The sequence below is a fragment of the Vibrio sp. 1CM8B genome, assembly GCF_023161685.1.
GTDB classification, from domain to species: Bacteria; Pseudomonadota; Gammaproteobacteria; order Enterobacterales; family Vibrionaceae; genus Vibrio; species Vibrio coralliirubri.
In genome coordinates this window covers 299319-310945 of sequence record NZ_JALNTU010000001.1, presented here as the reverse complement: position 1 = coordinate 310945, position 11627 = coordinate 299319, and the positions used below count along the sequence as shown (strand labels likewise).

General features: G+C 45.8%; 10 protein-coding genes. 6 read left to right on the top strand and 4 right to left on the bottom strand.

Features of this window, described 5'->3' with window-relative positions; genetic code table 11:
• Window positions 1-184: 184 nt before the first annotated feature.
• The 4 genes from MSG36_RS01250 (at window position 185) to MSG36_RS01235 (ending at window position 5912) form a co-directional block, all read left to right on the top strand.
• A complete protein-coding gene (locus MSG36_RS01250) occupies window positions 185-1249 on the top strand; it encodes a 4-oxalomesaconate tautomerase (protein WP_157373158.1) in 1065 nt (354 codons plus the stop codon).
• Between the two features lie 302 nt (window positions 1250-1551).
• Entirely contained in the window at window positions 1552-2730 is a 1179-nt protein-coding gene (locus tag MSG36_RS01245) for a tripartite tricarboxylate transporter substrate-binding protein (RefSeq protein WP_248365857.1), read from the top strand.
• A gap of 289 nt (window positions 2731-3019) precedes the next feature.
• On the top strand, window positions 3020-5023 hold the full coding sequence (locus MSG36_RS01240) for a tripartite tricarboxylate transporter permease (protein ID WP_248365856.1): 2004 nt from the start codon (window positions 3020-3022) through the stop codon (window positions 5021-5023).
• A gap of 16 nt (window positions 5024-5039) precedes the next feature.
• Complete coding sequence (locus MSG36_RS01235; protein WP_048610471.1) at window positions 5040-5912, top strand: universal stress protein; 873 nt, start codon at window positions 5040-5042, stop codon at window positions 5910-5912.
• Window positions 5913-6131: 219 nt separating this feature from the next.
• On the opposite strand, the gene MSG36_RS01230 is transcribed toward MSG36_RS01235, so the two are convergent.
• Window positions 6132-6563, bottom strand: coding sequence for a PACE efflux transporter (locus MSG36_RS01230; RefSeq protein ID WP_048610473.1), 432 nt, complete (start codon window positions 6561-6563; stop codon window positions 6132-6134).
• 130 nt (window positions 6564-6693) lie between these two features.
• Between MSG36_RS01230 and MSG36_RS01225 the strand changes: the two genes are divergently transcribed.
• Window positions 6694-7581, top strand: coding sequence for a LysR family transcriptional regulator (locus tag MSG36_RS01225; protein ID WP_248365855.1), 888 nt, complete (start codon window positions 6694-6696; stop codon window positions 7579-7581).
• Between the two features lie 112 nt (window positions 7582-7693).
• Here MSG36_RS01225 and arsB read toward each other — a convergent pair whose 3' ends face one another.
• Window positions 7694-8749 (bottom strand): ACR3 family arsenite efflux transporter, encoded by a 1056-nt coding sequence (gene arsB / locus MSG36_RS01220; protein ID WP_017078537.1) that lies wholly within the window; start codon window positions 8747-8749, stop codon window positions 7694-7696.
• Window positions 8750-8858: 109 nt separating this feature from the next.
• Entirely contained in the window at window positions 8859-9200 is a 342-nt protein-coding gene (locus MSG36_RS01215; RefSeq protein WP_248365854.1) for a metalloregulator ArsR/SmtB family transcription factor, read from the bottom strand.
• Between the two features lie 322 nt (window positions 9201-9522).
• Here MSG36_RS01215 and MSG36_RS01210 point away from each other — a divergent pair, with 322 nt between their 5' ends.
• Window positions 9523-10320, top strand: a complete 798-nt coding sequence (locus MSG36_RS01210; protein ID WP_048614472.1) for a Cof-type HAD-IIB family hydrolase — start codon at window positions 9523-9525, stop codon at window positions 10318-10320.
• A gap of 90 nt (window positions 10321-10410) precedes the next feature.
• On the opposite strand, the gene MSG36_RS01205 is transcribed toward MSG36_RS01210, so the two are convergent.
• The gene (locus MSG36_RS01205; protein ID WP_248365853.1) at window positions 10411-11610 is read right to left on the bottom strand and encodes an MFS transporter; all 1200 of its coding nucleotides are present in this window, start codon (window positions 11608-11610) and stop codon (window positions 10411-10413) included.
• Between the last annotated feature and the right edge of the window lie 17 nt (window positions 11611-11627).

Below are 11627 nucleotides of genomic sequence, written 5' to 3'. Positions count from 1 at the left end.
TTTCAGCCTCGGCATTCATTCTTCGTTATGTTGCCTTCGAAGCGAATGAGCCAAATGTTGGTTTGTCTGCCCCAGCTAAATGTCACCGAGTCAGCTGCATGACAGTTTCGTTTTTTACTCTTGAAGTCCACAAATGAGCATGGTTTTGCTCTTTCACTTCAAGAGTAAGAGGTTGAAAACGGTCATGAATGAGAATATTTCCTGCATGTTGATCCGCGGCGGCACATCGAAAGGTGCATACTTCCTAGCCAGTGATTTGCCTGAAAGTGAGCAAGAAAGAGATGAACTGCTCGTGCGTATTATGGGCTCAGGCGAAGGCCAACAAATCAATGGCATCGGCGGCGGAACAACGTTGACTAGCAAGGTCGCCATTGTTTCTAAATCTTCAGAAGAAGGTACCGACTTAGAGTACTTATTTGCTCAAGTTGGCGTTGAAGAAAAAGAAGTCGATACCCGCCCCTCATGCGGCAATATTCTCTCTGGAATCGTGGCGTTCGCCAGTGAAAATAATTTGGTTAAGTTAAGCAGTCCATCGACCATGTTGCGTGTCAGAAACATCAACACCAATACTATTATCGAAGTTTCCGCCGAAAGCCCAAATGGCCATTTACGTTATGACGGTGATGTGCGTGTGGACGGTGTTCCTGGAACTGGCTCTCCTGTTTTGCTCAATTTCTTAGATGTCGGCGGATCGAAAACAGGCAAGCTATTTCCTACAGGCAAGGTGCGTGATGAGGTCGAAGGCGTCGAATTGACCTGTTTAGACGCGGCAGTGCCTATGGTACACATTAATGCTCAAGACCTTGGCTTAACGGGCAATGAAACCAAGCAACAGCTCGATGAAAATGATCCTTTATTAGAACGCATTGAGTCTATCCGATTGGCGGCAGGCCGATTAATGGGTATGGGCGATGTGACGGGGAGTGTGGTGCCTAAGGTTTCCTTGTTATCACCACCCACGTATGGTGGACACATAACCTCTCGATACTTTGTGCCACACAACTGCCATGCAAGTCATGCTGTTACAGGAGGGATTTGTGTGGCGGCGGCTTGCATGATTCCGGGCACAGTCGCACATGAAGTGAGCCAAGGCATTAACTCTGAAACAGTTGTGATTGAGCACCCTAGTGGACAAATCCAAGTCAACATCAAAGTAGAGCCGGGGGAAGTTGAGCCTGCGGTTCGCCAAGCAGCGCTGGTACGTACAGCTCGCCCACTGTTCAAAGGTCAGGTTTACCCGACGTTCTAATCTAATCTGCTTTATTAGCTATTTCATGTCGCTAGCCTTTGGGTTGGCGATTTTTTATTCTCACGTTCATATTTTATTAGCTTTAAACGCTTTCCCCCAAACCACGTAAAACCTAGAAATTTTCTGCACCAATTCAGCGCACTCTGCTCTGTTTTTGTGCCTTAAAGGGCGATCTTTGTAACACTTTTGTTATCAAAATGGAGCGTGTCAGTTGGGTGACAGGTTCGGCGACTAATTTGTCAGAAACCACAAAAACAGTCCAACTGCAGGCAATACGCAGTAAATGGATATTAGGAGGCACGATGCTGAACGTACAACTACCCGGCAATACACAACCATCTACTAAGGGTTCGTTATTCTCGAACGGTTCTTTTCTTATGACTCAAAAATTGTCTAAGTTAAAAGTTTGCCAATCACTCTTGGTCACACTACTTGGTGTGGGGGCATTATCTCATCACGCACAAGCCGAAGAGGTTTCGTTTAAAGGTGAGCGTGTCGAGTTTGTGATGCCTTACAAAGAGGGCGGCGGTACCGATACATGGGGGCGTTTCTATGCACCTTATTTGTCTCAATCGTTACCGGGCAATCCAGTAGTGGTGGTGAAAAATATCCCGGGTGGCGGCTCAACAAAAGGCGCTAACCAATTTGCTCGCCGTGCGAAAGACAACGGCCTCAACATCTTTGCAAGCTCGGCATCAACCCAATATCCCTATCTTCTTCAAGATCGCCGAGTTCGTTACGACTACAACGATTGGAGCGTGATTCTCGCATCCCCAACTGGCGGCGTTGTGTATGTTTCGCCTAAAACGGGCATCGAGAACGTACAAGGTCTTTTCGATAAGAAAGACCAAATCAAGTTTCAATACGCGAGCCAAGGTGCGACCTCGATTGACTTGGTACCACTGCTAGCCATGGATCTACTTGGGTTGGAGGTACAAGCAATTTTCGGCATGCAAGGGCGTGGCGCTGGTCGACTGGCGTTTGAGCGTGGTGAAGTGAATATCGATTCTCAAACTAGCTCATCTTACATCGACAAAGTGACACCGCTAGTCAATGAAGGTAAAGCGATTCCATTGTTTAGCTTCGGTGTATTGGGTGAAGACGGCAAGTTGAAACGTGACCCTAACTTCCCTGAGCTTCCGCACTTCGCTGAGGTCTACCAAATGTTCCACCCAGAAGAGGCTGAGACTCAAGGCTACGCAGTGTGGCGCTCATTCTTCATGGCTGGATTTGCTGCTCAAAAGATGATTTTTGTGCCTAAGTCGACACCAGAAGAGACAGTCGCAGCATGGCGCGCATCGGCTTCTGAGTTGGTCTCTCAACCCGATTTTCAAAAACGCGCAGTCGAAGTCTTGGGTGATTACCCGCAATTGACTGGCGAACAAGCACAGTTAGCGCTAAACGCTGCCTTGTCGCTTGATGAAAGCAACCTTGAATGGGTCAGAAACTGGCTTACCACAAACTACAATACTCGTTTCTAAACAGGCTATCCAGAAGCCCAAGAAAACATGAGTCTTAACAACGCTCAGTACTAACTGGCAGTGAGACCGCGGCGCAAGATCGTGGCTCACGCCTTTTCATCTCACTTTTATATTGTTACGTAATTTCAATAGCGTACGTAATTTTTATATCGCTACGTAAAAAAGTAAGCGCCAAACTCCAATAGCATGTGGCTTATACGGATTAAACCGTAGGGCTTTTGACATCCATGGATAGGTAAGCGGTGGTCAACGAAGCGAAAGTGAGTCTCATGATAGAAAGGATTCAACGATGTTTAACGAACTCTTTGCTGCACTGGAAACCATATTAAGCGTCCAGCACATCACCTTTATGTTAGGTGGTGTGTTACTGGGTCTCGCGATTGGTATCTTTCCGGGGCTTGGCGGTATTGCCGGCTTATCACTACTGCTTCCATTCCTATATGGCATGGATCCAATCTCAGCCTTGGCGATGCTTATCGGCTTGGTTGCGGTTATCCCAACGTCTGACACTTTTACCTCGGTATTAATGGGTATTCCGGGCTCAAGTGGCTCGCAAGCAACCGTGCTTGATGGCTTCCCTATGGCGAAAAAAGGCGAGGCGGCGCGTGCGTTATCGGCTGCTTTTACGTCATCGCTATTTGGCGGTCTGTTTGGCGCGGTGATACTTACGGGTTTTGTGCTGATCGCTCGACCTGTGATCCTCGCTTTTGGTTCTGGTGAGTTGTTCATGCTGACCTTGTTGGGTTTGAGCATGGTCGGCGCGCTGGCAGGTAAGAGCTTGGTAAAAGGCTTGTCGGCGTGTGGCATGGGCGTATTGCTTGGCAGTGTCGGTAGTGCTCCTGCAACTGGCGAATATCGAATGACCTTTGACAACTTCTACCTAATGGATGGCATTCCTCTGGTTGTCGTTGGCTTAGGTATTTTTGCGCTTCCTGAGATTATTGATCTGCTTCGTCAAAATAAGCCAATCGCCAATGCTAGTAAACTTGGCAAGGGTTGGTCTGCGGGCGTTCGTGACTTCTTGGAAAACAAATGGCTCGCAGTGCGCTGTAGCGTGATCGGCTGTATTGTTGGTGCACTTCCCGGCCTTGGTGGCAGCGTAGTGGACTGGATCGCTTATGGTCATGCGGTGCAAACGACCAAGAAAGATCCTGAATTCGGTAAAGGCGATGTGCGTGGTGTAATTGCCCCTGAATCGTCGAATAATGCGAAAGAGGGCGGTGGTTTAGTCCCTACGCTGTTATTTGGTATTCCGGGTTCTGGCAGCATGGCGGTATTCCTCGGTGGCATGGTGTTGGTGGGCTTAGAACCGGGCCCTGCGTTGGTGAGTACTGACCTTGATATTACTTACACTATCGTGTGGTCTTTGGCATTAGCGAACGTGTTCGGTGCGGGCGCTTGTATGCTGATTTCACCTTGGGTCGCTAGGCTGACCACGGTTCGCTACACCTTGCTTGCTCCATTCATGGTGATGGTGATCTGCTTTGCGGCATTCCAAGCAACACGCGACCTTGGCGACTTAGTCACGCTATTAAGCATAGGTACGTTGGGTGTGCTGATGAAGCGTTTCGACTGGCCTCGCCCTGCATTTTTGATTGGTTTTGTACTGGCCAATGGTATGGAAACCTACCTGTATCAAGCTGTGCAGTTTGATGGTGTTGCGTTCTTACTACGCCCTGGCGTGATGATCATTGGTGCGCTGACAATTTTCTCTTTGTTCTTCATGTGGCGTCAAAGCGTGAAGAAAAACAAGCAAAGTGAAGCACAAGACACTTCGACCGAAACGGTTCAACCTTCAGTAAGAATCAGTAACCGTAAGCCTCAAGTTATCTTCGCTGCTTTGGTCAATATCGCGTTTATGTATGGCATTTATGATGGCTACCAACAGAGCTTCTTAGGTGGTGTGTTCACTATTATCATTGCCAGCATTATGTGGGTGTTATCCGCTGTGGTGCTATTCCAACTGCTGACCAAACCAGAAGGCGATGCTGTCTATTTCGATAATGAGTATGAGCAAGGGTACGCCTTTGATACCAACAGTATCAGCATGATGCACTACCTGTACTGGCTAGGCGCATTGATCCTTGGTTGCTACTTTGTGGGTTATGTGATTTCTATCAGTGCGTTCTTCTGTTTGTTCTTGATGAGTAAAGCAGGGTTGAGCTTGATGCGTTCAGCATCGGTTACCGTTGCTGCCACCGGTTTCTTACTGGGTTTGACTCACCTAATGGTATTGGATTTGCCGATTGGCTTGCTACAAGAAACCGTTAATCTGCCTTGGCCAATTGGATAATAGAAGGAAAGTAATTATGACGATTCGAACGATTATTATGCCCTTCGCTTCTACGGCAAACTCCGCTGAAAGGTTAGAAGGCGCGCTGAGCATTGCACAATATTTTGGTGCACATTTGGATGTGTTACACGCTCAAATTAGCCCACAGCAGTTGATGCCAGAAGAGCGTCAACTGTTACCGAGTAAGTGGTTAAGCCGCATCGACCAGTTGGTGAATAACTACGTTGCAGAAGACATGAACCAGTCTGAACTTGAGTTCACTACCTTGTGCGACAAGCTCGAAGTACCGCTGTGTGACAGTGATAACCTAGTGATGAATGAGGCCAATAAACACGTGAGTGCTCAATGGCATAATCTAACGGGTTATCGAGCAGATGTAGTCTCTGAGCGTGGTAAGGTGTCTGACTTAATCATTATCCCTAAACCGCTTAATGGCAAAAGTAGCGTGAGTTTTGACGTGGCGATAGAACATGGCAGTCGCCCCATTTTGCTGATGCCTCGTGAGCAAAAAAGCTTTAACCCAGAATGCATTATGATTGCTTGGAATGGAGATGATCCGGGTGCGAGGGCTGTGAAAGCAGCTATGCCATTGCTTAGAAAAGCAAAGAACATCGTGGTGGTAACCAGTGAGCGTTCACTCAACAAAAAGCCTAACCAACAAGATTTAAAGCGTTATTTGGGGCTGCATAACATCGAAGTGGAGTGTATTTCGTTTAAAGAGGGCAGAATCAAAACGCCTCAAGCGATCCTTGCTCATGCAGAGCAGTTTCATGCTGACTTGATAGTGGCTGGCGCGCTTGCGCATAAGAAGATGCATCAACAGATGCTGGGTGGCGTTACCAGAAGATTATTAAGTAAAACCAACGTGCCTCTGTTCATGGTGAGCTAATAAATCGGTGAGTGATTGGTTTCCCCTACATCACTCACTGATTCATCGAAACTTAACTGCTGTCATGTCAGGCGCATGACAGCTTAGATTGTTAGAGTAAACTCATGGGCTAACTGATATGTGACCCGTCCGTCTATGCTTATGTGGTCATCGTATTTATTCTCCTTTTTACGATGACTGATTACCAGTTAGCCCCTTTTTATTTCAATGGATACAGCTCTAAACCAGAGCTGCCACTTTTCCTTTCGCTACCAATTGATCTCGAACCGAGTCATATGCCCAGTTGAACGCAATCGCGTAAAGTACGAAGAAAATCACTAGGCCGATGTCCATGATCAGTACGGTTAGGAAGTCGAGTTGTAGAACCCACATCAAGACAGGCAGAGTCACTGTCATCAAGCCAAGTTCAAAACCTAATCCGTGCAGGATACGTGTTTTCGTGGTTCTTTTGCTTCTGTCTGTTCCGTAAATTTTGTCGTATCCATAGTTGTAAACGTAGTTCCAAGCCATCGCTATCAATGATATTGCGAGCGCTAAGCCTGCCATTTCACCTGCGCCATTTCCTGTAACATAGGTTGCAAGCCCTGCCATCAAAACCAAAGCAACCAATTCAAATAGCACCATGTGCAACATGCGTTCTTTATGTGACATTTTTCTAACTCTCTTTACGATTAAATAGCCGCCGATGGGCTAATGACTTGGCTAGATAATATCTACTTAAGTGATAATATAAAGATGTTTATCATCACATATGGTGATAGTAAGTTTTGGGAGAAACCGAATGTACAACATTGAACAGCTGAAAATGTTTGTGTATGCCGTTGAATTAGGGTCATTTTCTGCCAGTGCTCGTCAATTGGGTAAGGTGCAGTCGGCGGTGAGCCAAGGCATCAGTAATCTTGAAATAGATTTTAATGTTGAGCTTTTTGATCGTTCGACTCGAAAGCCTTCACTAACCAAAGCGGGCGAGCAGTTATTTAAACAGGTGAAAGCAATCGTGCTTCAGGTTGAAGATCTGAATGTGACGGTTAGTGCGATGGGTAGCGGAGAAGAGGGGCTCATCAAAATTGCATTAGATGATTCATTGCTGGTTCCGAACCTATCTAAGATCCTTAGTCAGTTCAGTCAACAATTCCCTGCGACTGAAGTGGAACTGGTTGCGTGTACCACGACAGAGGTCAATCCGTTAATTATCGAAGAGAGGGCCGACATTGGATTAATGTTTACTAACTTGGCTTTTGATGTCGGTTCTGAGCCTTGCTTTATCGGTCACTTACCGTTTATTGCTGTGTGTCATCCAAGTCATTCGCTCGCAAAAACAGGTGTGGCGAAACTCTCTGATTTGCTCCCGCATCGTCAGCTAATGTTGAGGGGAGATAAAGGTAAGGTGATGGATCAATTTCCACTGATTGCCGGAAAGGTATGGTGGTCAAACAGCTTTATTGTTATCAAAGAGATGGTGCTCGGCAGCGATATTGGGTGGGCATACTTACCCAAACACCTTGTCGAAGAGGAGCTGAATAAACAGCGTTTAGTGGAAATTAATGTCTCATTCGATCACAAAACATGGTCGCCGCCCGTTGATCTTGTTCTGTCTAAAACACGCTCAAAAGGCCCTGCTTTGCTTTGGCTTGAACAAGCTTTGAAAGGCTTACTAGACGAAGCGTAAATTGGACGAGACTTGAATTGGATGAAACTTAACAAAAGAAAGGCTCACCGTTTAACGTGTGAGCCTTTCTGTTCAAAGTGATACTGATTTTTGTGTGGGCTAGATGGAGATCCTAGACGCTAGGTTTAACCGTCTGACCGTTGTAGTACTTGTCTTTCATCTTAAGCGCCACGTTCACTAGGTAAATCAACACAGGTACTTCAATCAGTGGACCGATAACACCTGCAAACGCTTGGTCTGAGTTGATACCGAATACTGAGATAGCAACGGCAATCGCTAGCTCGAAGTTGTTACCTGTCGCTGTGAATGCAATTGATGCGTTCTTGTCGTATTCAATACCCATCTTCTTACCAATGAAGAAGCTGATGAAGAACATCGCTGTGAAGTAGATAGTCAGTGGAACCGCAATCAACAATACGTCCATTGGCAGTTCTACAATCATCTCGCCTTTTAGGCTGAACATCAGAACGATGGTTGCCAGTAGTGCAATCAGTGTGATTGGAGAGATACGTGGAATAAACACATCGTTGTACCACTGCTCGCCTTTCATCGACACAAGGATCTTACGGCTTAGGAAGCCCGCTAAGAATGGGATACCTAGGTAGATAAGCACACTGTGTGCAATGTCGATCATCGAGATATCAACCAACATGCCTTCGTAACCAAATACTGGTGGAAGAACGCTGATGAACAACCACGCCATAAAGCTGTAGCTCACCACTTGGAATGCACTGTTTAGAGCAACCAATGCCGCGCCGTACTCTTTGTTACCGCCGCCGATGTCGTTCCAAACCAGAACCATCGCCACACAACGAGCAAGACCAATCAGAATCACGCCGACCATGTAACCTGGGTGGTCACCCAAGAAAGTCAGTGCCAATACGAACATCAGAATTGGGCCAACAAGCCAGTTCATGATCAAAGATAGCTTGATCGCTTTCTTATCTTTTACCACGGTGCCGAGCAGGTTGTAGTTAACCTTAGCCAGAGGTGGGTACATCATTAAGATAAGGCCAATCGCAAGCGGAATGTTGGTGGTACCAACAGACATAGATTCGTTCCACTGCTCGATCTGTGGGAATAGGGTGCCAAGCAATACACCAAGACCCATGGCAATAAAGATCCACAGTGTTAAGTAGCGATCTAGAAAACCTAACTTTGGTTTCATGATAATCTCTCTTTGTTGATATCGCAAATCGTCGAAAAACGATTGGTTGTGGCAAAAAAACACGCTTAAAAGTAAAGGCCACTAAAGCCGATCATTCAAGCGTGAACTTCTATTTTAAAATGCTGCTAAATACCGATTCGAAGCGTTGAATATTGTCGCGGTCGATGCGGTAACACATCTTCGGCGGAATCGACTCAGCCGTAATAAAACCTGAGGCTTTCAATATTCTTAAGTGCTCTGATACGGTTGATTGAGCTAAACCCAATTCACTCACCAGATCACTGTTCAAGCAGCCGCCCGATTTTTCTAAAGCGGACAAGATACTAAGTATGCGAATCCTCGCTGGATGAGCGAGTGCTTTTGCTAACGCAGCCATCTCTTTTTCTGCTTCAGCATTACTCGGCGGAAGAGGTAGAGAACAGCTATCTGTTGCTTGGCATGTTGCAGTCATACTTAATGGACTCACTTACTACTAATCGTTAAAAGACGATTGATAGTAAGCCTATTTCTTTTATTGGTCAACGCGAAATTTAAAAGTCGGCTTAAATTGGCATATTAAATTATTCGTTTTAGTTAAGCTGATACTCGCTTTCTTATTTGTTTTCACCCCCTTATTGCGCATAAACAAGATCTTAGATTTAAACAAAGAAATCAACCGAAAAGCGTTGCATTCACTGGCTACTCTAGCGATATAATCGAACGTAGAACCGTTACACAAGATAACGAAGAATCATAATTTACACTTTAATATTTACTTATAGGTAAGCTCTGAAATGCCACAACAGAACATCAAATTTATCGCTGCTGATATGGACGGCACTCTGCTTAATGAACACGGAAAGTTAGACCCAGAATTTTTCAATCTTTATGAGCGCTTAGAAGCTCAAGACATTATTTTTGCTGCGGCATCGGGTCGTCAGTACTACAGCCTGATGGAAACCTTTGCTCCACTTAAAGATCGCATGATGTTCGTTGCTGAAAACGGCACATTGGTGATGCACAAAGGCCAAGAACTTTACAGTTGCTTGCTAGATACAGATGCCATCAAAGAGATCATTAAAGAAGCGCGTGCTATTGAAGGCGCGCATGTGGTGCTATGTGGTAAGAAATCGGCGTACATTGAAACCAAAGATGAGCGTGCTCTAGCGGAGATCTCTAAGTACTACCACCGCCGTGAGCAAGTAGAAGACTTACTGGCGGTAGAAGACGATTTCATCAAGGTCGCTATCTGTCACTTTGACGGTTCACAAGAGAAAGTGAACCCGAGCATCAATGCCAAGTTTGGTGAGAACTACCAAGTGGTTGTCAGTGCGAAAATTTGGTTGGATGTGATGAACGCTGAGGCATCAAAAGGCGCGGCGATTAAACACCTACAAAACACACTTGGCTTCACTTACGAACAGACCATGAGTTTTGGTGACTACCTGAATGACTTGGAAATGCTTAAAGAGAGCTACCACTCTTACGCGATGGAAAACGCACATCCTAAGCTGAAAGAGATTGCTCGTTTTGGCGCGCCAAGTAACGTCGATGCAGGTGTATTCCAAGTGCTTGAGAAGCTGCTAGCGTAACGCTCTTTAGCTCCAACAGGTTTTGATGAAAGCCAACTCGGTAATAGGAGTTGGCTTTTTTGTTGCTGAGCCTGAAATTTATAATCCGTCTTAACATTGATTGGCCAACGTGCATTCAGGTTTGATTTGTTTACCAAGTTTACTCATCCAAAATGTAGCAGCTAGAACCACAATTCCTGCAATGGTAAAACCATACACAATGGCATCTGCGTGCGCCAATACCGCAATCAACACATAGCTTAGGCTTTGTGTAAGTGTGGCGAATAGGGCTAGCCCTCCATCCACTCTTCCTCGCTGTTTCATTGCCACCGCGTGGTGCATCCAATTGGTACGTGCGATTCTATTGAGCGCGTTGAATGCCCCGAAGATGAATGTCAGCACAATGATATATGCTGGGTTTTCTACTTGGCTCATGAGCAGTAAAGAGACGGCGATAATCACCATGGCTATTTGGATGATTGTTTTGTGGGAAGCGGACTTTAGAATTAATGGTAAAGACACGCCAATGATCAGTGCACCTATGCCGAGTGAGATGTTGTAAAGCGCGAGCCAATCTCCGGTCACATTGAGCTCTGAAAACCAGATAGGAACCAATCGACTTAAAAAAGTCATCATCGGATATGAGAGACAAGAAACAATCAGGAATCCGTAGAATTGTGGTGACTGAGCAAATACATCCTTAATCTCGATTAGCTGCTGCTTGAAAGGTGTGTTTACGCTGTCCTTGATTCGTCTTCTGTAGGGAGTCATTAGGTAACTGATAGCTGAAATAGTGGAAGCAATACCTGCAAAAATTGCAAACTCATTGATGCTCCATTGTTCTAATAGCACAACGCCCAAAGCCCCTGCACCTAATGTTGTCGACTGCAGAATAATTTCTTGGTGGCTCGAGATTTTGGCGTATTCGTGGTGATCGTAATTCTCTTGCGTAAAGGCGTTGTTGGTGTGCCATGCAAGGCTACTCGAGACCCAAAAAATCAGCTGAGCTGCGCCTAACACCATAATCGAACCAAATCCGAACCAGTATATAGCAGCGACAGTAAATGCGGTTGAAGCTTGAATTATCTGCGCGATGATCAGAATGTGTTTACGAGAATGGCGGTCGATCAACGCAGAAAAATACGGGGTTATTAGAAAAGTTGTAACGGTACAAAGCAGGGCGGTCAGCGCGACAAAAGTCCCCATGTTAGGTGTCGCTAGCATTAACCAAGGCAGTGCTAACATAAACAGCCCTGAGCTGATGCCATCAAAGAAGCGTCCGGTAAGGTAGGGTGGTGTTTTTCTCTTCATATCGTTGTCTCATAGTC